Below are 25,486 nucleotides of genomic sequence, written 5' to 3' on the forward strand. Positions count from 1 at the left end.
ATGTATCCTTTTATTTACGCTAAAATATGAACTGTATGTTTAAAAGCCATTCTGACTTTTATAAACGGTTATCATGATAAAAGAATGAATAGAATTTCTGAGAGGTTTGATACAATGAAACTTACAAAGCTGCTTACATATTTAATGGCCGAACCTGTTCAAAATGACTTTCATGACCCTGACATAACTTCAATTGAGATGGACTCCAGGGAAGTGAGAAAAGGGAGTCTTTTTGTGTGTATAAAAGGGTATACGGTAGACGGACATGATTTCGCCCAAAAAGCCGCAGAAAACGGCGCAGCGGCCATCGTTGCCGAGAAAGAGCTTGACGTCGATGTTCCTGTCATTATCGTCCGCCGGTCACAGCGGGCGCTCAGCGTTCTTTCTGACGCGTTTTACGGGCAGCCGACAAAGCAGCTTCAGCTTATCGGCATCACCGGAACAAACGGCAAAACATCAACGACGCACATGGTTGATGAGATTTTCAAAAAAGCGGGAAGACAGACCGGTTTAATCGGAACGATGTACATTAAAATCGGGGATGAGACATTCCCGGTCAAAAATACAACGCCCGAAAGCGTCACACTGCAAAAAACGTTCAAGAAAATGAATGATGAGCATGTTGACACAGCTATTATGGAAGTGTCTTCTCACGCTCTGTCACTCGGCAGGGTTCACGGCTGCGATTATGATATCGCCGTATTCACGAACCTGACGCAGGACCATTTAGACTATCACAAGACGATGGAAGACTACAGACAGGCTAAAAGCCTCCTGTTTTCCCAGCTGGGCGGCTCCTTTAACCATGAAAAGCCGAAGCGGGCCGTTTTAAACGCAGATGACAAAGCCAGTGCTTATTTTGAAAAAATGACGGCGGCGCACATCCTTACATACGGAATCGAGAATGATGCCGATGTCATGGCGAAACAAATCGCGATCTCTGCGCAAGGCACAAGCTTTGAACTTGTTACGCCAAAAGGAACAAAGCAGGTCACAGTTTCACTCGTCGGCCGCTTCAACGTGTATAACGTACTGGCTGCAGCGGCGACAGCGATCGCAGCGGGTCTGCCGTTTGATACGATCACAAGCGCTCTTGAAGAGCTGCAAGGTGTCAGAGGCCGGTTTGAACTGGTGAATCACAATCAGCCGTTTCCTGTGGTCGTCGATTACGCGCACACGCCTGACAGTCTGGAAAACGTTCTGAATACATGCAAAGACATGACAGAGGGCAAGCTTTTCGTCGTCGTCGGATGCGGCGGAGACCGGGACAAAACGAAACGCCCGAAAATGGCGGAAATTGCGGTGCGGATTGCCGACGAACCGATTTTCACTTCAGATAACCCGAGAAGCGAGGACCCGCTGGCCATATTAAGAGATATGGAAAGAGGGGTAGAAGGCACCTACTATCACAGTATCGCAAACCGCGAGCAGGCTATCTTTTTTGCCATTGCCAACGCGAAAAAGGGAGATGTGGTTCTGATTGCCGGGAAAGGGCATGAAACCTATCAGCAGATCGGCAATGAAACATTCGACTTTGATGACGCCGAAGTAGCAGGAAGAGCTATTGTTGAGCTGAATAAAAAGTAAAACAGGAAAGAGTGTTAGAATGAGGGAAATGAAAAGAATTACGGGGACACAATGTGAATATGATAAATACGTATGTCGTTTGAACGAAACGGGAGGAGAAAAGAGCAATGCTTGAGCAAGTGATTTTATTTACAATAATAATGGGATTTTTAATCAGTGTTCTGATATCTCCGATTCTTATCCCGTTTTTAAGACGTTTAAAATTCGGCCAAAGTATCAGGGAAGAGGGGCCGAAATCACATATGAAAAAATCAGGGACGCCGACGATGGGCGGGGTCATGATTATTGTATCCATCGCCATTACGGCGATTGTCATGACGCAGAAATTTTCGCATCTGAGCGCGGAAATGTTTCTTCTGCTGTTTGTCACGATCGGATACGGCCTGCTCGGCTTTCTGGATGACTATATTAAAGTAGTAATGAAACGGAATCTCGGATTGACGTCGAAGCAGAAATTGATCGGCCAGATCATTATAGCCATTGTATTTTACGGAGTATATCATTATTGCCATTTTTCAACCGGCATCAGGGTGCCGGGCACACATCTGTCAATCGATCTCGGCTGGGGATACTTTATCCTCGTTCTCTTTATGCTTGTCGGAGGTTCAAATGCCGTCAACCTGACAGACGGTCTGGACGGTCTCTTGTCCGGTACCGCGGCTATCGCATTCGGCGCTTTCGCCATCCTTGCGTGGAACCAGTCACAATATGACGTTGCGATTTTCTCGGTTGCCGTTGTCGGCGCCGTTCTCGGTTTTCTTGTATTCAACGCCCATCCCGCCAAGGTATTTATGGGGGATACCGGTTCGCTTGCGCTCGGAGGAGCGATCGTGACCGTTGCCATTTTGACGAAGCTTGAAATTCTGCTCGTCATTATCGGCGGAGTATTTGTTATTGAGACCTTATCTGTTATCTTACAAGTCATCAGCTTTAAAACGACAGGAAAACGAATCTTTAAGATGAGTCCGCTTCACCACCATTACGAATTGGTCGGATGGTCTGAATGGAGAGTTGTCGTCACATTCTGGACTGCGGGACTGCTGCTTGCCGTTTTAGGAATTTACATCGAGGTGTGGTTATAAGTGGAAAACGAACTTTTTTTGCAAAAACAAAACTTTCTGGTCCTCGGACTGGCGAAAAGCGGATATGCGGCTGCGTCGATTCTTCATGAAAAAGGCATTAACGTCGTCGTGAATGATCAAAAAGCCTTTGAAGAGAACGAACCTGCCCAAAGGCTTTCAGAAAGAGGAATTGAAGTCATCTGCGGTGAGCATCCGACGTCACTTTTTGATCAGCATCACATTACCATTCTGATCAAAAATCCCGGAATCCCGTATGAAAATATCATGGTGGAGGAAGCGCAAAGAAGAGGCATCCCGGTCTGGACGGAAATCGAGCTTGCGTATTATATCACCAATGCAAAATTCATCGGCATTACAGGTTCAAACGGGAAAACAACAACGACGACCCTGATTTATGAAATGCTGAAAGCTGATTCGATAAAGACGCTGATCGCAGGGAATATCGGCACTGTCGCCAGTGAAGTGGCTTATCATGCTGACGGTGATGAATGGATCGTCACAGAGCTTTCTTCGTTCCAGCTTATGGGGACTCATGCGTTCAGACCTGAAATCGGCCTGATTTTAAATGTGTTCGACGCTCATTTGGATTACCATCACAGCCGTGAAAACTATGAAAAAGCCAAGCAGAACGTGTATCTTCATCAGCTTGAGAGTGATACGGCCATCGTGAATCAAAGCGATGAAACAGTCGTGCGGCTTGCCGAAAGCGGAAAAGCCGGCATCGTTCCGTTTTCAGTTCATCAGGAACTGTCAAGCGGCGCATTCATTAAAGACGGAATGCTGATGTTCGGCGATGAAGCGATTCTGCCTGTTGATGACATCGTACTGCCGGGCGCGCACAATCTAGAAAATATATTGGCCGCTGTAGCCGCAGCCAAAACGGCGGGCGCATCTAATAAAGCGATTCAGAAGGTGCTGACAAGCTTTACCGGTGTCAAACACCGTCTGCAGTATGTAACAGCGATCCAGAATCGTAAATTTTATAATGACAGCAAAGCGACGAATATTTTGGCCACAAGCAAAGCGCTCTCCGCGTTCAAAGCTCCGGTTATTCTGCTTGCAGGCGGACTGGACCGCGGCAACGGTTTTGACGACCTGAAACCGTATATGGACAATGTCAAAGCGGTCCTGACGTTCGGACAGACAGCGCCGAAGATAGAAAAACTGGGCAATGAGCTGGGAATACAACATGTCAAACGTGTCGATAATGTTGAACAAGCAGTATCTGCGGCGTTTGCGCTCTCAAATGAAGGAGACGTCATCCTCTTGTCACCCGCGTGTGCAAGCTGGGATCAGTTCAAAACATTTGAAGAACGCGGTGACATGTTTATAGATGCCGTGCATATGCTTAAGTAAGGGCTTGTCTCTGTTCATCGGCAGCCCTAAATGACTTATGCTTGGGGTGTCGATTGCTTTGACTACTAAAAAAACAGCGCCTGATTTGTTATTAGTTATCATTACGTTATTGCTTTTAACAATAGGATTAATTATGGTCTACAGTGCAAGTGCGGTATGGGCGGATTATAAATTTGACGACTCGTTTTTCTTCGCGAAACGGCAGCTGCTGTTTGCGGGGATCGGCGTCATTGCCATGTTTTTCATTATGAATGTGGATTATTGGACATGGCGCACATGGTCGAAGCTGCTTCTGATCATTTGTTTTTTTCTGCTTGTGCTTGTGCTGATTCCGGGAGTCGGAATGGTGCGGAACGGTTCAAGAAGCTGGATCGGAGTGGGAGCGTTCAGCATTCAGCCTTCGGAGTTTATGAAACTCGCGATGATTGCGTTTCTGGCTAAATTTCTTTCTGAAAAACAGAAGAATATTACGTCATTCAGACGCGGATTCGTTCCCGCGCTCGGAATCGTGTTTTCTGCATTTATTATTATTATGTGCCAGCCGGACCTGGGAACAGGGACGGTAATGGTGGGCACGTGCATCGTGATGATTTTTGTTTCCGGTGCGCGAATCGCTCATTTTGCGTTTCTCGGACTCATCGGTTTAAGCGGATTTGCGGCGCTTGTTCTGTCCGCTCCTTATCGGATTAAACGGATTACCTCTTACTTAAATCCGTGGGAGGATCCGCTTGGAAGCGGATTTCAGATCATTCAGTCGCTCTATGCCGTAGGTCCGGGCGGACTGTTCGGGATGGGGCTCGGCCAAAGCCGGCAAAAGTTTTTTTACCTGCCGGAGCCGCAAACCGATTTCATTTTTGCTATTTTATCTGAGGAACTCGGCTTTATCGGCGGTTCGCTCATATTGCTGCTGTTCAGTATTTTATTATGGCGGGGCGTCAGGATTGCCCTCGGCGCGCCGGATTTATACGGAAGCTTTGTCGCCATCGGTATTATTTCTATGATAGCTATTCAAGTCATGATTAATATCGGCGTTGTGACGGGGCTGATCCCGGTAACAGGAATTACGCTGCCGTTTTTAAGCTACGGAGGCTCATCACTGACGCTGATGCTCGCAGCGGTCGGCGTGCTTTTAAATGTCAGCCGGTACTCGAGGTATTGATCTGTATCTTGCCTCATCACTCATGATTTATTCGTTATCTATAAAAAAACAGACAACATCAATAACCCTGTCCTAAAAAACAGGGTTATCGCTATGTGATTAAGGGGGACATACGAATGCGTATTGCAGTAAGCGGAGGCGGAACCGGAGGACATATTTATCCGGCCCTGGCCTTTATTAAAGAAGTTCAGCGCCGGCATCCGGATGTGGAATTTTTGTATATCGGAACAGAGAACGGTCTTGAGAAAAAAATTGTTGAACGGGAAAATATCCCGTTCCGCGCCATTGAAATTACAGGTTTCAAACGAAAACTTTCTTTTGAAAATGTAAAAACCGTCATGCGCTTCTTAAAAGGCGTGAAGAAAAGCAAATCATATTTAAAAGAGTTTAAACCAGATGCCGTTATCGGTACAGGCGGCTATGTATGCGGTCCGGTCGTATACGCGGCGGCAAAAATGGGAATTCCGACAATCATTCATGAGCAAAACAGCCTGCCCGGCATCACAAATAAGTTTCTCTCGAAATATGTTAATAAGGTGGCAATTTGCTTTGAAGAGGCAAAATCGCATTTTCCTGCTGAAAAAGTTGTGTTTACGGGAAACCCGAGAGCCTCTGAAGTCGTCTCAATTAAGACAGGCCGCTCATTAACTGAGTTCGGGCTGAAAGACAATCAAAAAACGGTGCTCATTTTCGGCGGAAGCAGAGGCGCGGCTCCCATTAACCGTGCCGTTATAGATATGCAGGAAGAATTGAAAACGAGACCTTACCAAGTGCTTTATATTACCGGGGAAGTGCATTACGAGAAGGTAACGGCTGAGCTGAAAGGCGGAAAAGCCGCTGATAATATGGTGACAAAACCGTTTTTGCACCAAATGCCGGAGTACTTACAATCCATTGATGTCATTGTGGCCAGAGCCGGAGCGACGACGATTGCGGAAATCACCGCTCTTGGCATTCCGAGTGTGCTTATTCCGAGCCCGTATGTGACAGCCAATCACCAGGAAGTCAATGCGAAGGCGCTCAGCCAGCATGACGCTGCAATCGTACTGAAGGAAACCGAGCTCAGCGGAGAAAAACTGATCGCTGCGCTGGACAAAATCGTCATGAATGAAGAAACCTTAAAAGACATGAGTGAGCGGACAAAATCACTCGGTGTTCCGGATGCGGCAGCCAGACTGTACAGTATCATGGAAGACATAAAAAAATAGAGCAAATGGAATGCGGAGGTTTATGATGGAGAACGTAATTCAGGAATTAAGAGACCGCGAAGTCGGCAAAGTGCTGGAACAAGAACCGCTCGCGAACCATACAACGATGAAAATCGGCGGTCCGGCGGACATTTTGATCATCCCCAACCGTGTGGAAGCGGTCAAAGATATTATGGATATTGTGAAAAAACATGATCTGCCATGGACGGTTATCGGCCGCGGTTCAAATCTGCTCGTGCTTGATGAAGGCATAAGAGGAGTTGTCATCAAACTGGGCGCGGGTCTGGATCATTTGGAGATTGACGGCGATCAGGTGACGGTCGGAGGCGGCTATTCGGTCGTCCGGCTTGCGACTTCCATGAGTAAAAAAGGAATGTCCGGTCTCGAATTTGCAGCGGGCATTCCCGGATCAATCGGCGGAGCCGTCTATATGAATGCCGGGGCGCACGGATCTGATATGAGTGAGATTCTTGTGAAAGCCCGTATCTTATTTGAAGACGGCACAATCGAATGGCTGACGAACGAAGAGATGGATTTCAGCTACAGAACGTCTGTTTTGCAGAAAAAACGTCCCGGCGTCTGTCTCGAGGCAGTTCTTCAGCTTGAGCAAAAGGAACGGGAAGCCATTACGGCACAAATGCAGCAGAACAAAGATTACAGAAAAAATACGCAGCCGTATTCAAGCCCATGCGCCGGAAGCATATTCAGAAATCCGCTGCCGAATCATGCCGGAAACCTCGTTGAAAAAGCGGGATTAAAAGGACATCAGATCGGCGGAGCAAAAGTGTCCGAAATGCACGGGAATTTTATCGTCAATTCCGGCGGAGCGACTGCCAAGGACGTTCTCGACCTGATTGAATATGTGAAAAAGACAATCCGTGAGCAGTATGATGTTGACATGCATACAGAAGTTGAAATCATCGGAGGGAATCGTTAAAAGGTTCTCTGATTACATGAGCTCATGTGATATACTTTTAACAAATGTCAAACGGCATCACAGCATGCCGTTTGTTTTTCAATCAGACGAATGTCAAGCTGTTTCATTCTTAGTGAGGTGGACAGGCAGTGAACCCAAATCATGAAAGAGAAAAAATCGTAAATATTGAAGAGCGGATTCCGAAAATCAAAGAGCAGCGGAAACAAAAAGCAAACCGCCGGCTGATTTCATTCATTGTGCTCTTTTTTATGATGGTGCTGATCATCGTGTACTTGCAGATGCCGATCAGCAAAGTGTCTTCTGTCACCGTTTCCGGAAATGAAAACGTGTCTGTAAAAGAGATCAACGCGCTTTCTGATATACATAACGGACAAACCGAGTTCTGGAGTCTGAACAAGAAACAAACAGAAGAAAAGATTGAGCAGAATAAGCTGGTGAAAAAGGCGGAACTTTCAAAAGTATTTCCTAACAAAGTCAGCATTCACATTGAAGAATACAAGACGATCGCGTATCTGCAGCGACATGATGTGTATTATGAAGTGCTCGAAAACGGCACTGTGCTGCCGAACGAAGTCACGCCGGATGACGCGGGCCCGATTTTGGTTGACTGGACAAACGCGAAAAAGCGGGTCAAAATGGCGGAGCAGCTTGATAAGCTTTCCGGTTCGCTTAAGCAGTCGATTTCTGAAATCTATTATACACCGGTAAAAATGGATCAGGACCGGATCAAGCTGTATATGAACGACGGGTATGTAGTTACCGCTTCTATTAAAACGTTTGCCGGCCGGATGAAGACCTATCCTTCTATCGTTTCCCAGCTGGAAGGCGGGAAAAAGGGGATTATCCACTTAGAAGTCGCTACGTATTTTGAAGAATTTAACAAAGGTAAATCCGGCAAGAAAAAAGAAAATGATTAATAGTTCTAAAGAACTAATTTAAAGGCGGTTCAAAAGAATCTATTACAATCAGCGGGGCAGCCGATATAACCGATAGCGGAATCATTATGACTATGTTTGTTTTTGCCCGGGATATGGCTGCCGGACAAGCGGAAAATTCTCAATGCAATGGGCGTGTCTTCTGCAGTGAGCACTGCATTTGGAATTTTCCTCCTGTTTCTTCTTTTTTCGGATGTTTCTGGCAATATCTATAGCTTTTCTGGAGGTTCATCTTAGTGTAGACTAAGGGAAAGCGGATATATTTGCATCTGGATTGCACAGTATGACACCGTGACAAGAAATCTTACGGTAAGGTGGGCCGTCTCTAAAAAAAATAAAAAAAATGCGATATAAAAGAGGATATACATAGAATATAACGAATAGTTTCATTAAACATAAATTGTGAGAAATCAGATAAGAATTTGTTGATGCTGTTGTTTTTGTTACACACTTGTAAAGCCACATTCATTGTATTGTTGTTCCGCAAATAATAGAATAGAATTTGATCGAAATGTGAGGAGGTGCCATAGAATGAACAACAATGAACTTTACGTCAGTCTTGACATCGGTACGTCCAATACAAAAGTGATCGTCGGAGAAATGACAGATGATTCCCTTAACATTATCGGAGTGGGAAATGTACCGTCTGAAGGGTTGAAAAAAGGCTCAATCGTTGATATAGATGAAACCGTTCATTCTATAAGAAAAGCGTTTGACCAAGCTGAAAGAATGGTAGGTTTTCCGCTGAAAAAAGCCATTGTCGGCGTTAATGGAAATTATATTCATATTCAAGATACGAACGGCGTTGTCGCTGTTTCCAGTGAAAACAAAGAAATTCACGTTGAAGACGTCCGCAGGGTAATGGAAGCGGCACAGGTCGTGTCAGTTCCGCATGAGCAGCTGATCGTTGACGTCGTTCCGAAACAGTTTATCGTTGACGGAAGAGACGAAATTACCGATCCGAAAAAAATGCTCGGCGTGCGCCTGGAAGTAGAAGGCACGCTGATTACCGGCTCCAAAACGATCTTACATAATTTACTTCGCTGTGTGGAGAGAGCGGGCGTTGAAATTACTGATATCTGCCTGCAGCCGCTTGCGGCCGGTTCGGCGGCTTTGTCAAAAGACGAAAAAAACCTCGGAGTCGCCATGATTGATATCGGCGGCGGCTCGACGACGGTGGCGGTATTTGAACAGGGGCACCTGAAGGAGACAGCCGTCATTCCGCTCGGAGGCGAAAACATCACGAAAGATGTATCGATCGGATTGCGCACTTCCACCGAAGAGGCTGAAAGAGTAAAAAAACAATTCGGACATGCATTCTACGATGAGGCTTCAGAAGATGAAGTATTTGAAGTCACCGTCATAGGAACGAATCAAAAGCAATCTTTTACACAGCAGGAAATTGCCAATATTATTGAAGCAAGAGTGGAAGAGATTCTTGAGATTGCCGCAGCCGAAATTGAGCATATGGGAATTACAGATCTGCCCGGCGGCTTTGTGCTGACCGGCGGACAGGCCGCAATGCCCGGAGTGCTTTCATTGGCACAGGAAGTGCTGAGGCACAATGTAAGGGTCGCAAGCCCGAATTATATCGGTGTAAGAGACCCTCAGTATATGACGGGTGTCGGCTTGATACAATTTGCCTGCCGAAATGCCAGAATTCAGGGAAGAAAAATAGGCTTTCATATGCCGGAAGAAGCCGTGCAGGAAATCGCGGTCTCTCACGAAGAAGAACATCATCAGCGGCCAGAGGCGCAGCAGCGTCCAAAAGCAAAACAAAAAACACAAGCCGAACACAACAAACCGAGCAAAATGAAAAAACTATTAAGCATGTTTTGGGAATAGATTGATAGTCATTCGGCAGATTAGGAGGATTTAGCATGTTGGATTTCGAAACAAACATAGACGGCTTAGCATCAATTAAAGTAATCGGAGTAGGAGGCGGCGGTAATAACGCGGTCAACCGAATGATTGAAAATGAAGTACAGGGTGTAGAGTACATTGCGGTAAACACGGACGCGCAAGCTCTTAACCTGTCAAAAGCGGAAGTGAAAATGCAGATCGGGGAAAAGCTGACCCGCGGTCTCGGAGCGGGAGCGAATCCGGAAGTCGGCAAAAAAGCCGCTGAAGAAAGTAAGGAACAAATCGAAGAAGCGCTGAAAGGCGCTGACATGGTGTTCGTTACAGCCGGAATGGGAGGCGGTACCGGAACGGGAGCCGCACCGGTTATCGCGCAAATCGCAAAGGACTTAGGCGCTTTGACTGTCGGTGTCGTAACAAGACCGTTTACATTTGAAGGAAGAAAACGCCAGCTGCAGGCTGCAGGCGGTATCACGGCAATGAAAGAAGCCGTTGACACACTGATCGTTATTCCGAATGACCGCATTCTTGAAATTGTCGATAAAAACACACCGATGCTTGAAGCATTCCGTGAAGCTGATAACGTGCTTCGCCAAGGGGTGCAAGGTATCTCTGACCTCATCGCGACGCCTGGTTTAATCAACTTGGACTTTGCCGATGTCAAAACCATCATGTCCAACAAAGGTTCAGCATTGATGGGTATCGGGATCGCTACGGGCGAAAGCCGTGCTGCTGAAGCCGCCAAAAAGGCGATCTCCAGTCCGTTACTGGAAGCGGCAATCGACGGAGCACAAGGTGTTTTGATGAACATCACGGGAGGTACAAACCTGAGCCTCTACGAAGTGCAGGAAGCAGCCGACATCGTCGCTTCTGCATCTGACCCTGATGTCAACATGATTTTCGGTTCAGTTATCAATGAAAATCTGAAAGATGAAATCGTCGTCACCGTTATTGCGACCGGTTTTATCGAACAGGAAAAAGATGACTCAAAACCGCAGCGTCCGACTTTAAACCAAGGATTGAAATCTCAAGGCCAAAACGCTGCGAAACGTGAGCCGAAACGAGAAGAAACACAGCATCAAAACACGGTGAACCGCCATACATCACAGCCGGCGGATGATGCCCTCGACATTCCTACATTTTTAAGAAACCGCAACAAACGCGGCTGATGTAAAAAAGGACAAGACCACATGGTTTTGTCCTTTTTCTTTTGTGCACAGTCTTCCTTCCTATCCCCGTAATCTATACAGTGAAAAAAGAAACTTTATACCTATGACGAATTGATTGTTTTTTAGTTTCATACGGTTTTCTACAGAATGTGACAATATCTGGATGGAAGATTGTCTACATTTAACGTACAGCATCGAAAATGACAAACGATTCCAATTATGAAGGAGGGATACACATTTTATAGGGCGTTACCAAATAAGGGGGGATACGATTGAAGAAAAAAACGAGAAACAGATGGACAGGCTCCGTTTTAAGCGCGATTGTCGTCAGTTCCCTGTTTTTTCCGGGTGCAGCCGGAGCGAACAGCACACCGGGGGCAGTTTCTTTCACCAAAGATCTTTCTTCCTCTAAGAGCATTCAGCATAAGATTTCCGATTCAGTCAAGAAGCGTTTTGAAAAAAATGATAAAGTCACGTTTCTTATCAAATTTAAAGAGAAAGCCAATACGAAAAAAGCGGTCAAAGAAGCAGAAAAAAACGCCAAGTCTCAATCGCTTTCCGCAGCAAAAACCGAATATCAAAAGCGGTCAGCCGTCGTTTCTTCTTTAAAACTGGCGGCTCATGAAGCGCAGCAGAATCTGAAAACATATTTGGAAAAACAAAAAAAGAAAGGCAAGGCTGATCACATCCATTCCTATTATATTGTCAACGGAATGGCAGTCACTGCTTCGAAAGAGGTAATGGAAAAAGCCGCCTCATTTCCTGAAGTAGAAAAAGTTCTTCCGAATGAAAAACGTCAGCTTACTCAACGACAATCAAAAGCTCCTTTTCAAATGAAGAAAAAACAAAAAGAGATCAAAGCAAAGGAAGGCATCGAATGGAATATCAGCCAAATTGATGCGCCGCAGGCCTGGGCCTCAGGATACGACGGAACCGGCACGGTTGTCGCCTCCATTGATACGGGAGTTCAGTGGGATCATCCGGCGCTTAAAGAAAAATACCGGGGTTACGATCCTGAAAATCCCGCAGCGCCGAATCATGAAATGAACTGGTATGATGCCGTGTCCCATAAAGACGCTCCCTACGATGATCTTGAACACGGCACTCATGTAACAGGGACCATGACGGGTTCAGAACCTGACGGCTCAAATCAAATCGGTGTGGCTCCGGGGGCGAAATGGATCGCAGTAAAAGCATTTTCAGATGACGGAGGAACTGATGCCGATATTTTGGATGCTGGTGAATGGGTGCTCGCGCCTAAAGATAAAAACGGCACGCCCCATCCCGAGATGGCGCCGGATGTTGTTAATAATTCCTGGGCAGGCGGTTCGGGAATGGACGAGTGGTACCGCGATATGGTGAATGCGTGGAGAGCGGCTGGGATTTTTCCGGAATTCTCTGCGGGAAATGAAGACTTATTTACACCGGGAGGACCGGGTTCAATCGCAAATCCGGCCAATTATCCTGAAGCATTTGCGACAGGTGCGACTGACATCGACAAGAAACTCGCTGATTTCTCACTTCAAGGCCCCTCACCGTATCATGAAACAAAACCGGACATTTCGGCTCCGGGAGTGAATATCCGTTCTTCGATTCCTGGAGGAACATACGAAGGCGGCTGGGATGGAACTTCAATGGCCGGGCCGCATGTGGCAGCGACGGCGGCTTTGTTAAGGCAGGCGAACGCCTCTATTACGGTCGATGAAATGGAAGACGTTTTGACGCGCACCGCGGAAAAGCTGACAGATTCCGTTTTTCCGGAATCACCGAATAACGGTTACGGCCACGGTCTCGTTAACGCTTTTGATGCCGTTTCTGCCGTAACGGACGGAATCGGGAGCGTAGAAGGCAAGGTCTCTTCTGCGGGCGAAGATCACAATCCGCCCAGCTTTCACCATGAACCGGTCTCAGTGGCTTACAAAGGGGCAAACCTTCCGTTGACGGTCACAGCAGAAGACGATGTAAGCGTAACTGAAGTCACCCTTTCCTATCAGTTTGATGAAGGAGAGTGGAAAACGACAGCCGCCGTTCAAAAAAGCGGTGATGAAAAAAAGGGAACATACCAGGCGGAAATTCCGGATGTAACGGGAAGCAAGATAAGTTATAAATGGACCATAAAAGATTTCGGAGATCACTCTGTAGAATCTGATACGTACCGGGCTGACGTGAAACCGAGCATTACGGCGGGATACAAAGAGGATTTTGAATCACAGCCGGCGGGCTGGTCCAGTTACGGGACACATGACCAATGGGAATGGGGGGTCCCGGGTTCAGGGCCCGGCGCCGCATTTTCCGGAGATAAAGTGTATGCGACGAATCTGTCCGGCCCTTATGCAGATTCAGCCAACATGAATTTGGTGATGCCTCCGATTCAAGTTCCGGAAACAGGACGGCTGTTTTTACAATTTAAAAGCTGGCACAAGCTCGAAGAATTTTTTGATTACGGGTATGTGTTCGTTCTTCCGGAAGGAAAATCAAATTGGGAGCAGGCGGCCGTTTACAATGGTGACTCCGCAGGATGGAACGATGAAGAGGCAGATTTATCTGCGTATAAAGGCCAAAACATAAAGCTCATGTTTAATATGCAGTCAGACGAAGTACTGAATGAAGACGGATGGTATATCGATGATGTCCGGCTTTCAAGCAGCTCTCTCGGCAAGGCGGCTAAAAAAAGTAAACACAATAGACAAACACCTCCCGGCCACCTGAAGAAAAAAGCCATCAGTCCAAAGCAGGCCAAACCGGCAGTGAAATCACCCGGAAAAAGAGTAAAACGTGAAACAAACCTCCTGCCGCTCAGAGCGCAAATCAGTGTCGCCGAGACGGGGAAATCCGTATATTCTGACCCTGCAAGCGGAAGCTACAGCCTGTCGCATAAGGCGGGAAGCTATACGCTGAAAGCCGAGGCTTACGGATTTAAGTCCGCTTCGAAACAAGTTTCTATTCAATCAGACAAAACCGCACAGGCAGACTTTACACTGGAGCAAATGCCGTCCGGCACGCTAAAAGGAACCATCACCAATCAGTCAACAGGCAAACCGGTAAAAGGGGCTGCGCTTTATGTGGCCGAGGATGCCGCAATTGAACCGGCGGTGACAAACGATAAAGGGGAATATTCGCTTAAGGCGTACGAAGGCTCCTACACAATCAAAGTAGCGGCAAAAGGCTATTACAATAGCGAATTTTCTGTTGACATCAAAGGGGATGCTGAAAAAAACGTCAAGCTTAAGCCGTATATCGGTTATGAAGGGGAAATTGCCTATGATAACGGGATGGAAGAAGCCGCGCTGTCATATTTTAAAGCCGGCAGCAAATCTGCCGTTAAGATGACGCTTAAAGACGGAAAAGAACACGGTATGCTGACGGGAGGCCTTTTTAAATTTTGGGGTGCAGACTGGCCTGATCCGGGAGGTACCGAATTTCAAGCAGAAGTATATGATGCATCCGGCCCTGATGGAGCTCCGGGCAGCAAAATTGCCGGCCCGTTCCAAGCTGAAGCGCTTCGAAACGGAGAATGGACCAAAGTGGATCTCAGCTCAAAAGGAATCGCGGTCGGAAAGGATTTTTATCTTGTGTTCCGCCAGACGAAACCTGACCCTTATACACCTGCCCTGTCATCTGATGACGGCAGTCCGTACTCGAACAGAAACTGGCAATACCTCGACGGCCGCTGGTCTAAAACCGATAAATCAGACGGAAACTTTATGATCAGGGCTTTGGTCGACTACGAAGCTTCTGTGCCTGACATAACGTCGCCTGAAGACCGGTCATTTACAAACAAGAAGTCAATCACGGTGAAAGGAACGGCTTCACCAAAAACCGCTGTCCGTCTTACCAATAACGGTAAAACCGCCGCAGAAACGAAAGCAGATGCAGACGGCAATTTCCAGGCCGGCGTCACACTCACTAAAGATGCCAATCGGCTGACGGCAGCATCTGTGACAGACAGCGGGTCAACCGATGAGTCACGCCCTGTCACGGTCATACTGGATGAGGATAAGCCGGATGTGACGATTGACAGTCCGGCAAACGGTGATAAAACAAATAAAGAAACAGTGACCGTAAAAGGAAAAGTGCACGACGCCCATTTAAAATGGGTAAAGGTGAACGGAAAAAAAGCTGAAGTAAATAACGGTTCTTATCAAGCGAGAACCCTCCTGGAAAACGGCAGCAATGAGATCAAGGTCACGGCCTCAGATGAAGCGGGTAACAAAACAACGAAAAAGACGGTGATCGATGTCAATTACAATGCTCCCATCATTTCCGGATTGGTTCCCGGAGCGGATAAGGGATTAAAAGCCGGAGAATCAGTGAAAATCGCTTTTTCAAGCGGAAAGAAATTAGACGCTTCCTTCGTTATCCGTCTGCCTCTGACAAACGCCCGGGCAGGGAGCCAAAACGCAACAGAGCTTCCGCTGAGAGAAATTTCTCCGGGACGATATGAGGGTTACTGGACGGCGACTTCTTCCATCAAAGCAAGCGGAGCAAAAATTGACGTTATCGCTAGAGATGACTACGGAAATGAAACGAGACAGACGGCTAAAGGAAAACTTTATATCAATGAGTAAAAACAGAGCGCTGCCAGATCACGGCAGCGCTTTTTTAGTTGAAGCGGACAATAGGAAAGCAACCCTTTCGGCCCTCGACAAATAAAACGGTTATCCCTTAAAAATTGTACTTTACCCTCAACATTAATTGACAGACTTTCCCACAGAGCTTGCTTTATACTTATGAAACAAGAGAGAGAAACAGATAAGTAAGACAAAAGAGGAAAGGGGTCAGATGTGAAAATCTATCTGGATGTCATTTGGCTGTTGAACTTTTGTTTTGATTCTCTTTTGCTTTTATTGACCGCCTTTATTTTAAAACGCCAGGTGAAAAAAAGAAGAGTGGCCGCCGGCGGTTTCATCGGGTCAGCCATTGTGCTTCTGATGTTTACGCCTGTTTCTCCCTTTGTGGAGCATCCGGCGGGAAAAATGGCGTTTTCAGTAGTCATCGTGCTTGCGGCTTTTGGCTTTAAACGGTTCCGATACTTTTTTCAAAATTTGTTCGCCTTTTATTTCGCGACTTTTCTCGTCGGCGGGGGAATGATCGGCGTACATTCCCTGCTGCAGACAGAATCAATTGTGCAGCAAGGCGTAATGGTCACAAGCCAGACCGGATTCGGCGACCCGATCAGCTGGATGTTTGTAGTTATCGGATTTCCGGCCATATGGTTTTTTTCGAAAAAGAGAATTGAAGACATCGAGACGAAGTCCATTCAGTACGATGAACTTGTCATGGTGCAGGCGGAATTCAGCGGACAGACAATCCGCACGAAAGGATTGGTGGATTCCGGGAATCAGCTGTATGATCCGCTGACGAAAACGCCGGTCATGATTCTTCACATTGACAAATTCGCTCCGATTCTCAGCGAAAAGGAAACGGACCTCATCAAATCCGCCAGTCCGCTTGAAGTGATAGAGCGGCTTGATGATTCGTTCCGCCATGCGGATAAGCTGAGGCTGATTCCATACAGGGGCGTCGGCCAGGACAATCAATTTTTACTCTGTTTAAAGCCGGATTACGTCACGATTTTAACAAAAGACGAAATGATCGCTTGTGAAAAATGCCTGATCGGCATCAGCACGAAACCATTATCCGCGGACGGTGAATTTGACGGAATCGTTCATCCGAAGATGCTGACAGGGAAGGCTGTAAAACATGTTTCCTGACGAAAAGTCTGTTATTCATCATACTCAAAACGCGTTGTATTTAGAAGGGGGAGGAAGATGAAAAAACTTAAGCTGCGTCTGACATATTTGTGGTATAAATGGCTGATGAAACTCGGACTGAAAAGCGATGAAGTGTATTACATAGGAGGAAGCGAGGCGCTGCCGCCGCCTTTGTCTAAAGAAGAGGAGCAGGTGCTCTTATTAAAGCTGCCGAGCGGGGATCAGGCGGCGCGGGCCATTCTGATTGAGAGAAACTTACGTCTTGTCGTTTACATTGCCCGCAAATTCGAAAATACCGGCATCAATATCGAGGACTTAATCAGCATCGGCACCATCGGTTTGATCAAAGCGGTAAACACTTTTAATCCGGAAAAGAAAATCAAACTCGCCACCTACGCGTCGCGATGTATCGAAAACGAAATTTTAATGTACTTGCGCCGAAACAACAAAATCCGTTCAGAGGTGTCCTTTGATGAACCGCTGAATATTGATTGGGACGGAAACGAGCTGCTGCTTTCGGATGTGCTCGGCACAGATGATGATATTATTACAAAAGACATTGAAGCCAATGTGGATAAAAAACTTTTGAAAAAAGCGCTTGAGCAATTAAACGAAAGAGAAAAGCAGATTATGGAACTGCGTTTCGGGCTTGTCGGAGAAGAAGAAAAAACACAAAAAGATGTAGCCGACATGATGGGGATTTCACAATCTTATATCTCCCGGCTCGAAAAGCGGATTATCAAAAGACTGAGAAAAGAGTTTAACAAAATGGTGTAAATTTTTTTCCATCTTACAGCCCTTACTGCTGCAAGGATTGCCGCCGCCGGATGTTTATTTCTGTAAAATGACGGTGCATATTTTTCCCACCCGAGGAGATACTTAACGTTGTACAGCAGCTCCTAGTGGGAGGGAAAAACGTGTCAAGAAATAAAGTCGAAATTTGCGGGGTGGACACCTCCAAATTACCGGTGCTCAAGAATGAAGAGATGAGAAAGCTGTTTAGGCAATTACAGGATGAGGGCGATGATTCAGCGAGGGAAAAGCTTGTAAACGGCAATCTGCGCCTTGTCTTAAGCGTCATTCAGAGGTTTAACAACAGAGGAGAGTATGTTGATGACTTATTTCAGGTCGGCTGCATCGGACTAATGAAATCCATTGATAATTTTGACCTAAGCCATAATGTTAAGTTTTCAACATACGCTGTACCGATGATCATCGGAGAAATCCGCAGATATTTGCGGGATAACAATCCGATCCGCGTCTCGAGGTCGCTTCGCGATATCGCATATAAAGCGCTTCAAGTAAGAGAGCGGTTAATCAGTGAGACAAGCAGGGAGCCGACAGCAGAGGAAATCGCCAAAGTTCTTGAAGTGCCCCATGAAGAAATTGTGTTTGCCCTTGACGCCATCCAGGATCCGGTTTCACTGTTTGAGCCGATTTATAATGACGGCGGCGATCCGATTTACGTGATGGACCAGATCAGCGATGAGCGCAACAAGGATACACAATGGATTGAGGAGCTGGCTCTGAAAGAAGGCATGAGAAGACTGAACGAACGGGAAAAAATGATTTTGCGAAAGCGCTTTTTCCAAGGGAAAACCCAAATGGAAGTCGCTGAAGAAATCGGCATATCCCAAGCTCAGGTCTCAAGGCTTGAAAAGGCAGCCATTAAACAAATGAATAAGAATATCCATCAATAACGAAAAAAGCCTTTAAACCTTGTTTAAAGGCTTTTTTCAATCGATGGTTTACGTTTGCAAAAAAGTAATGTATTCTAATGTGTAAAAGTTTTTAGAAAATTTAAACAAAGCAAACGGGGGAAACGGCAATGATTTTACAGCTGGACAGTGTGTCATTAAAAAGAAACGGGAAATGGATTTTGAAAGATATTAACTGGCACGTCGAGAAAAACGAAAATTGGGTGCTGTACGGATTAAACGGAGCCGGAAAAACGGCTTTGCTGAATATGTTATGCTCTTATTATTTCCCCACTTCAGGAGAGATGCAGGTGCTCGGCCATCAATTCGGCAAAACAGAGCTCGGTGACAGGCTCAGAAGGAAAATCGGTCTTGTTTCGGCAGGTCTTCAGCACAAATTATATGCCGCGGACTCCGCTTTTGAAATCGCCCTCAGCGGCGCGTACGCCTCAATCGGGCTGTACGAAACTCCGAGTGAGCAGGTAAGGGAAAAAGCGATCGGTCTTCTGAAGGATTTGGGCGCCATCGGTTACGCCGACAGACGGTATGAAACATTATCACAAGGGGAAAGACAAAGAGCGCTGATTGCGCGGGCGCTTATGGCTGATCCGGAACTGCTGATTTTGGACGAACCCGTGACGGGTCTTGATTTTATGGCAAGGGAGCAGCTGCTGGACACGATTACGTCGATCGCCGAAAAAGAAAATGCGCCGTCCATCCTTTATGTCACCCATCACGCTGAAGAAATTCTGCCGGTGTTTGATCAGGCGCTGCTTTTAAAACAGGGCGAGGTGTTCGCCTCCGGGAAAATCAGGGACATGCTTTCTGACGAGCGGCTTACAGCGTTTTTCGATATGCCTGTCAATGTCTTGTGGAACAATGGCCGTCCGTTTTTAACGCGTGCAAAAGAGGCATCATCCGTAAAATAACATAAATTCACCCTGGGGGTGCTGCCATGCGGCTGAGAGAGACGTTTGTCTCAACCCTTAACGGACCTGATCCGGATCATGCCGGCGGAGGGAAGCGGTGAAAAAAGCGGAGGAAGATCCGTTTTTTACCCGTTTCATTTCATGAATGAACGGGTTTTTTGATACAGCCAAAGGGGAGATTTCCAATGCATCAGATTGATATGCTTTTACATCAGGCGGAGAAACGGCGGCACGACTTCATACATATTGCTGAAAGACTGATAGCCTTTCCCACTCCGGCCCCGCCGGCAAGAAATACGGCAGAAGCCCAAAAGTGGGTGGCCGGCTTTTTAAAAGAAACCGGCTGCTCGGTCGATATGTGGGATGTGTATCCGGAAGACCCGAATGTAGTCGGTGTTTTAAAAGGGACAGATTCAAGCAGGCATCAAAGCCTGATTTTAAACGGACACATTGATGTGGCAGAAGCCGGGGGCGAAGACTGGCACTCTGACCCGTTTCAGCCGCTCGTAAAAGACGGCATGCTGATCGGAAGGGGCGCCGCTGATATGAAAGGGGGGTTGGCGTGTGTTCTTTTCTCTCTGAAGCTGATTCATGATGCCGGCATTAAGCTTCCGGGCGACCTCATTGTACAGTCTGTAATCGGAGAAGAAGTCGGTGAGGCGGGGACGCTGGAATGCTGCAAACGCGGCTATCACGCGGATTTTGCGGTTGTCGCGGATACGAGCAGCCTGCATATTCAAGGGCAGGGCGGAGTCATCACCGGCTGGATAGAATTGAAAAGCAAACAAACATTTCATGACGGCATGAGGCGCAATATGATTCATGCGGGCGGAGGCACATTCGGAGCGAGCGCCATTGAAAAAATGGCGAAAATCATCGCTGCCTTGGGAGAGCTGGAGCGCCACTGGGCGGTAACGAAAAGCTATCCCGGCTTTGCGCCCGGCACCAATACGATCAACCCCGCCGTCATTGAAGGCGGAAGACACGCAGCGTTTGTCGCCGATGAATGCCGTTTATGGATCACCGTCCACTTTTATCCGAACGAAACGCACGAACAAGCAGCCGCAGAAATCGAAGACTATATTAATCGTGTCGCTGACAGTGATCTGTGGCTCAAAGAAAACAGGCCGGTGTTCAAATGGGGCGGATCTTCGATGATTGAAGACAGAGGAGAGGTATTCCCGGCGCTGGAAATCGACCCGGACCATCCGGCAGTTTCTGTCTTGGCTGCATCACACTCAGCCGTCAAAAAACAGGAGCCCGTCATTGATGTTTCCCAAACCGTAACTGACGGAGGGTGGCTTTATCATGCCGGGATTCCGAGCGTCATATACGGTCCCGGCGATTTAAAAAACGCCCACTCCGTAAACGAGGAAGTGTCTGTTGATGAGCTTATGGACTATACGAAAATCATGCTGAGATTTATCCTCGGCTGGTGCAGCCGCAAAAAAGATTGCCCGATGTGACAAGGTTCAGCCCGGCCGTTCATATAATAGGAAAAAGAATGGGCAAAGGGCGTGATACGGATGATCAGCATATCTGAATTTCAAATAAAAGATGTGGTAAACGTGTCGAACGGAAAAAAACTCGGAAGCATCGGTGATATTGATATTAACGTGACAACGGGAAAAATTCAGGCGATTATTTTAGGCGGCAGCGGAAAAGTTCTCGGTTTTTTCGGAAAAGAAGAGGAAATGATCATTCCTTGGCGAAATATAGTTAAAATTGGGGAAGATGTCATCTTAGTGCGTGTAAACGAACCAAAGGGGGGAGCGTAATCCTCCCTTTACTTGTAAAATGCCGGAAATCTCAATGTTTCCGGCACATTTATTTATCTCATTTTTCAATCAGCCGCTAAACGTATGCTCAAAATTGTGTTAAAATGATTGGGAAATTACGCTTTTTTAATGTTTGTCGAAAGGTTGGATCTCCATGAATACATATCACCCGTTTAGTCTTACCACCCCCTCGGCACTCATGATAGAAGACTGGAACTGTGTGAATCAGCTTAACACAAAGGTCATCGCCGGATTCACAACGAAAAACGGCGGGGTCAGCAATCCTCCGTATGAGTCATTAAATACCGGTTTGCACGTCCGGGACGAAGCTCATGATGTTGTGACAAACCGTGAAGTCATAGCGTCCTTATGCGGTACTGATCTGGATTCCTGGGTGTTCGCCGACCAGACACATGAAAACCGCGTCCGGCGCGTGACAGCCGGGGATAAAGGAAAAGGAGCGAGAGACTATTCTTCCGCATTCCGCGGGACGGACGGGCTCTACACGAAAGATGCGAATCTTTTTTTGGCCCTTTGTTTTGCGGACTGTGTGCCCTTGTATTTTTATGACCCGGTAAAATCCATTATCGGTGCTGCCCATGCCGGATGGAAGGGGACGGTCAAACAAATCGGACGCATCATGACGGAACGCTGGGTAAACGAAGAAGGCTCCCGTTTAACAGATATTCAGGCTGTCATCGGTCCGTCCATCAGCGCGGGAAGCTATAAAGTCGACGATCGCGTCATCAATGAAGTGCGGGCGCTGCCTTTTACGGCTGAATCCGCCATATGCGAAACGGAAAAAGGCCAGTATCAGCTTGATTTAAAAGAGGTCAACCGTCTTCTTCTGATACATTGCGGCATTCCGGAAGAAAACATTTCAGTCAGCGGTTTATGCACTGAACGAGAGCGTGAACTATTCTTTTCACACCGCCGCGACAAAGGGAAAACGGGACGCATGATGTCCTTTATCGGAATGAAGGAGGCGTAAGATCTTGCGTGTTGCTGATCAATTACGACATATAAACGAAAGAATAAACGAAGCATGTAACAGATCGGGCCGAAGCCCCGAAGATGTTACCGTCATCGCGGTTACAAAATACGTATCAGCCGAAAGGGCTCAAGAGGCCGTTGATGCCGGTATTACAAGTCTGGGAGAAAACCGGGATGCCGAGCTTATCCATAAGCAGGAAGTCATCAAAGGCAGCCCGGAGTGGCACTTTATCGGCAGTCTTCAGTCCAGAAAGGTGAAGGCCGTCGTTGACCGTGTATCTTATATTCATTCCTTAGACAGACTGTCATTGGCAAAAGAGATTGAAAAACGGGCGCAGCATACGGTTCGCTGTTTTGTGCAGGTGAATACTTCGCTTGAGCCGTCTAAGCACGGTTTGAAAACAGAGGAGGTCATCCCCTTTATCAGAGAGCTTTCTGAGTTTAGAAACATTTCTGTAGAGGGCCTGATGACGATGGCTCCCCTGACAGACGATACAGAAACGATCAGAGCCTGCTTCCGGCAATTGCGTGATCTGAGGGATCAGGTGCAAAAACTGAATCAGACAAACGCACCGTGCCGGGAACTGTCAATGGGCATGTCAAATGATTATGAAATCGCTGTTGAAGAGGGCGCAACTTTTATCAGAATCGGCTCTTCATTAGTCGGAAATGAACCGGGGGGTGTAAACAAATGAGCATGAAAAATAAACTGAAAAACTTTTTCTCAATGGATGAGGAGGAGTACGAGTACGAATACATTGAAACAGAGCAGGATCATCAGGAAGAGCATGAACAGCAGAAAGATAAACAGCCTGCTTACGCTCAGAAGCCGCAGGGCAAGCAGAACGTAGTAAGCTTGCAAAGTGTTCAGAAATCCTCTAAAGTGGTCTTGAGTGAACCGCGTGTATATGCGGAAGCGCAGGAAATCGCCGATCATTTAAAGAACAGGCGGGCGGTTGTCGTCAATCTGCAGCGCATCCAGCATGATCAGGCGAAAAGAATCGTCGACTTTTTAAGCGGTACCGTCTACGCCATCGGCGGCGACATTCAGAGAATCGGTTCAGATATTTTTCTGTGCACGCCTGATAATGTCGACGTTTCCGGCACGATTTCGGAGCTTATAAATGAAGACGAACATCAGAGGTGGTAAAGCAGGATGATTCTTTATCAAATTTTTTCCGTTCTGAGTTATTTAATTTACATCTACTCGTTTGCCCTGATCATCTATATCTTTATGTCATGGGTGCCGAGTACGAGAGAAACGGCGGTCGGACGGTTTCTCGCAGCGATTTGCGAACCGTATTTAGAGCCGTTCAGAAGGATCATTCCGCCCATTGCCATGCTGGATATATCCCCGATTGTAGCGATTATCGTGCTTCGGTTTGCCACGACGGGACTTTGGGGCCTATACCGCATGATCGCAATGTATACTTGAATGCGACAGTTTGATACGGGCTTGGCACCAGCCAAGCCTCTTTACATAGAAAGGAAAGAACATGAGCGATATTTACCAGCACTTCAGACAAGACGAGCGGCCTTTTATTGATCAGGCGCTTGAATGGAAACAGATTGTCCTGGACCAGTATCGGATGAAGCTGACTGATTTCTTAGATCCCAGAGAACAGGTCATTGTAAAGGCCGTTATCGGCGACGCCTGCGGTCTTGCGTTTTTCGGAGGATATGACAGAGCTGAGCGCAAGCGCGCGATTTTATACCCTGAATATATGGAACCTGAACAGGATGATTTTGAGCTTCGGGCTTTTGACGTTCAATACGCTGAAAAATTCGTCAGCATTGACCACCGCTCTCTTCTCGGATCATTAATGGGGATCGGCTTAAAGCGGCAGAAATACGGCGATCTGATTTTCTCAGAGGAAGCCGTGCAGCTGATCGTCTCCGGTGAAATCGCCGATTTTGTCAGCACTCAGCTGACCAAGGCGGGCAAAGCGCCGGTAAAGCTTGAGAAAATCGAGCTTTCCGCTCTTCACATTCCCGCTTCAGATGTCGAAATAAGGGATGACACGGTTTCTTCATTGCGTCTCGACGCCGTCTGCGCTTCAATGAGCAGGCAATCCCGTCAGAAAGCGCAGGCGCTTGTGAAAAACGGGCTCGTTAAGGTGAATTGGAAAGCCATTGAAGATCCGTCTTATCAGGTTGCTGAAGGGGACATGCTCTCGATTCGCGGCTTCGGACGATGCAGTTTGGCAAAAGTTGACGGAAAAACGAAAAAAGACAAATGGAAAGTTACATTTGAACGGCAAAAATGAGTCGTTTTTTCAGTTTTTTTCTCCATCTGTGCCGTATTTGTTTTATAATGTGAACTAGATAACCGTACTGAAATGTAAAAATGGAGGTGGCAATATGCCATTAACGCCGAATGATATCCATAACAAAACGTTTACAAAAGGTTTTCGCGGATATGATGAAGATGAAGTAAATGAATTTTTAATGCAGGTCAGAAAAGATTACGAAATCGCACTCCGTAAAAAAACGGAGCTTGAGGCGAAAGTGAACGAGCTGGACGAAAAAATCGGCCACTTTGCCAATATCGAAGAAACGCTGAATAAATCAATTCTCGTAGCCCAGGAAGCCGCAGAAGACGTAAAGCGTAACTCGCAGAAGGAAGCGAAGCTGATCGTCCGTGAAGCAGAAAAAAATGCCGATCGCATCATCAATGAGTCGCTTTCCAAATCAAGAAAAATCGCAATGGAAATTGAAGAGCTGAAAAAACAGTCTAAAGTCTTCAGAACACGTTTCCAAATGCTGATTGAGGCGCAGCTCGACCTGCTGAAGAACGATGATTGGGATCATCTGCTGGAATATGAAGTCGACGCGGTTTTTGAGGAAAAAGAATAATTTTCTGATTTTCTTGACATTCTCCGGCCCGTTCGAATATAATACGTTCATAAATTCAGATGAAAAGACGATTGAAAGGGACCGGCATGACTCAAAACAGGCTATAAAGCGACCCGGGGAAGGTGAAAGCCCGGGATGGCCGGAATCATGCAGATCAGCCCTTTAGTTTCCTTTCTGAACCGAGAGTAGGATAGGACGTTCCATCACGTTACGATGTTCGAGAGGA

22 protein-coding genes and 1 riboswitch are annotated in these 25,486 nt (G+C 46.8%); all 22 genes read left to right on the top strand.

Annotated elements, in window-relative coordinates; all coding sequences use genetic code 11:
- Nucleotides 1-114: 114 nt before the first annotated feature.
- The 22 genes from SB724_RS03200 (at nt 115) to divIVA (ending at nt 25,260) form a co-directional block, all read left to right on the top strand.
- Nucleotides 115-1,587, top strand: a complete 1,473-nt coding sequence (locus tag SB724_RS03200; RefSeq protein WP_265971990.1) for a UDP-N-acetylmuramoyl-L-alanyl-D-glutamate--2,6-diaminopimelate ligase — start codon at nt 115-117, stop codon at nt 1,585-1,587.
- Nucleotides 1,588-1,694: 107 nt separating this feature from the next.
- The gene (gene mraY / locus SB724_RS03205) at nt 1,695-2,669 is read left to right on the top strand and encodes a phospho-N-acetylmuramoyl-pentapeptide-transferase (RefSeq protein WP_007409707.1); all 975 of its coding nucleotides are present in this window, start codon (nt 1,695-1,697) and stop codon (nt 2,667-2,669) included.
- A complete protein-coding gene (murD, locus tag SB724_RS03210; RefSeq protein ID WP_082997978.1) occupies nt 2,670-4,025 on the top strand; it encodes a UDP-N-acetylmuramoyl-L-alanine--D-glutamate ligase in 1,356 nt (451 codons plus the stop codon). It begins immediately after the preceding gene.
- Between the two features lie 58 nt (nt 4,026-4,083).
- Nucleotides 4,084-5,184 (top strand): stage V sporulation protein E, encoded by a 1,101-nt coding sequence (spoVE, locus tag SB724_RS03215; protein WP_003154430.1) that lies wholly within the window; start codon nt 4,084-4,086, stop codon nt 5,182-5,184.
- A gap of 116 nt (nt 5,185-5,300) precedes the next feature.
- Nucleotides 5,301-6,392: an undecaprenyldiphospho-muramoylpentapeptide beta-N-acetylglucosaminyltransferase gene (gene murG, locus SB724_RS03220; protein ID WP_003154428.1), complete on the top strand. Its 1,092-nt coding sequence runs from the start codon at nt 5,301-5,303 to the stop codon at nt 6,390-6,392.
- A gap of 25 nt (nt 6,393-6,417) precedes the next feature.
- Nucleotides 6,418-7,329, top strand: coding sequence for a UDP-N-acetylmuramate dehydrogenase (murB, locus tag SB724_RS03225; protein WP_410570070.1), 912 nt, complete (start codon nt 6,418-6,420; stop codon nt 7,327-7,329).
- Between the two features lie 128 nt (nt 7,330-7,457).
- Entirely contained in the window at nt 7,458-8,246 is a 789-nt protein-coding gene (locus SB724_RS03230) for a cell division protein FtsQ/DivIB (RefSeq protein ID WP_410570072.1), read from the top strand.
- Between the two features lie 549 nt (nt 8,247-8,795).
- Nucleotides 8,796-10,109, top strand: coding sequence for a cell division protein FtsA (ftsA, locus tag SB724_RS03235; protein WP_003154425.1), 1,314 nt, complete (start codon nt 8,796-8,798; stop codon nt 10,107-10,109).
- 35 nt (nt 10,110-10,144) lie between these two features.
- Nucleotides 10,145-11,293, top strand: coding sequence for a cell division protein FtsZ (gene ftsZ / locus SB724_RS03240; RefSeq protein WP_044801395.1), 1,149 nt, complete (start codon nt 10,145-10,147; stop codon nt 11,291-11,293).
- A gap of 272 nt (nt 11,294-11,565) precedes the next feature.
- Nucleotides 11,566-15,861 carry a S8 family serine peptidase gene (locus SB724_RS03245; protein WP_410570074.1) on the top strand — a complete coding sequence of 1,432 codons (4,296 nt, stop codon included), beginning with the start codon at nt 11,566-11,568 and terminating at the stop codon, nt 15,859-15,861.
- 216 nt (nt 15,862-16,077) lie between these two features.
- Complete coding sequence (gene spoIIGA, locus SB724_RS03250) at nt 16,078-17,007, top strand: sigma-E processing peptidase SpoIIGA (protein WP_410570076.1); 930 nt, start codon at nt 16,078-16,080, stop codon at nt 17,005-17,007.
- Between the two features lie 57 nt (nt 17,008-17,064).
- Entirely contained in the window at nt 17,065-17,784 is a 720-nt protein-coding gene (sigE, locus tag SB724_RS03255; protein ID WP_007409714.1) for an RNA polymerase sporulation sigma factor SigE, read from the top strand.
- Between the two features lie 140 nt (nt 17,785-17,924).
- Nucleotides 17,925-18,707 (top strand): RNA polymerase sporulation sigma factor SigG, encoded by a 783-nt coding sequence (gene sigG / locus SB724_RS03260; protein ID WP_003154420.1) that lies wholly within the window; start codon nt 17,925-17,927, stop codon nt 18,705-18,707.
- A 128-nt stretch (nt 18,708-18,835) separates the two neighbouring features.
- Nucleotides 18,836-19,633 carry an ABC transporter ATP-binding protein gene (locus SB724_RS03265; protein WP_163113620.1) on the top strand — a complete coding sequence of 266 codons (798 nt, stop codon included), beginning with the start codon at nt 18,836-18,838 and terminating at the stop codon, nt 19,631-19,633.
- A 4-nt stretch (nt 19,634-19,637) separates the two neighbouring features.
- A riboswitch (TPP riboswitch) is annotated at nt 19,638-19,743 on the top strand.
- A gap of 75 nt (nt 19,744-19,818) precedes the next feature.
- Nucleotides 19,819-21,099, top strand: a complete 1,281-nt coding sequence (locus SB724_RS03270) for an acetylornithine deacetylase (RefSeq protein WP_174737334.1) — start codon at nt 19,819-19,821, stop codon at nt 21,097-21,099.
- A 60-nt stretch (nt 21,100-21,159) separates the two neighbouring features.
- Nucleotides 21,160-21,411 (top strand): YlmC/YmxH family sporulation protein, encoded by a 252-nt coding sequence (locus tag SB724_RS03275; protein ID WP_003154415.1) that lies wholly within the window; start codon nt 21,160-21,162, stop codon nt 21,409-21,411.
- 154 nt (nt 21,412-21,565) lie between these two features.
- Nucleotides 21,566-22,402 (top strand): peptidoglycan editing factor PgeF, encoded by an 837-nt coding sequence (gene pgeF, locus SB724_RS03280; protein ID WP_029325899.1) that lies wholly within the window; start codon nt 21,566-21,568, stop codon nt 22,400-22,402.
- Nucleotides 22,403-22,406: 4 nt separating this feature from the next.
- Nucleotides 22,407-23,099, top strand: coding sequence for a YggS family pyridoxal phosphate-dependent enzyme (locus SB724_RS03285; RefSeq protein WP_014417725.1), 693 nt, complete (start codon nt 22,407-22,409; stop codon nt 23,097-23,099).
- Nucleotides 23,096-23,554: a cell division protein SepF gene (gene sepF, locus SB724_RS03290; RefSeq protein ID WP_003154410.1), complete on the top strand. Its 459-nt coding sequence runs from the start codon at nt 23,096-23,098 to the stop codon at nt 23,552-23,554. The genes SB724_RS03285 and sepF overlap by 4 nt, the downstream gene beginning before the upstream one ends.
- Nucleotides 23,555-23,560: 6 nt before the next feature.
- Entirely contained in the window at nt 23,561-23,839 is a 279-nt protein-coding gene (locus tag SB724_RS03295) for a YggT family protein (protein ID WP_003154408.1), read from the top strand.
- Nucleotides 23,840-23,900: 61 nt separating this feature from the next.
- A complete protein-coding gene (locus tag SB724_RS03300) occupies nt 23,901-24,671 on the top strand; it encodes a YlmH family RNA-binding protein (protein WP_007409722.1) in 771 nt (256 codons plus the stop codon).
- A gap of 94 nt (nt 24,672-24,765) precedes the next feature.
- Entirely contained in the window at nt 24,766-25,260 is a 495-nt protein-coding gene (gene divIVA, locus SB724_RS03305) for a septum site-determining protein DivIVA (RefSeq protein WP_003154406.1), read from the top strand.
- The last annotated feature ends 226 nt before the right edge of the window (nt 25,261-25,486 follow it).

This window comes from Bacillus sp. SIMBA_031 (assembly GCF_046535225.1).
Classification (GTDB): Bacteria; Bacillota; Bacilli; order Bacillales; family Bacillaceae; genus Bacillus; species Bacillus velezensis.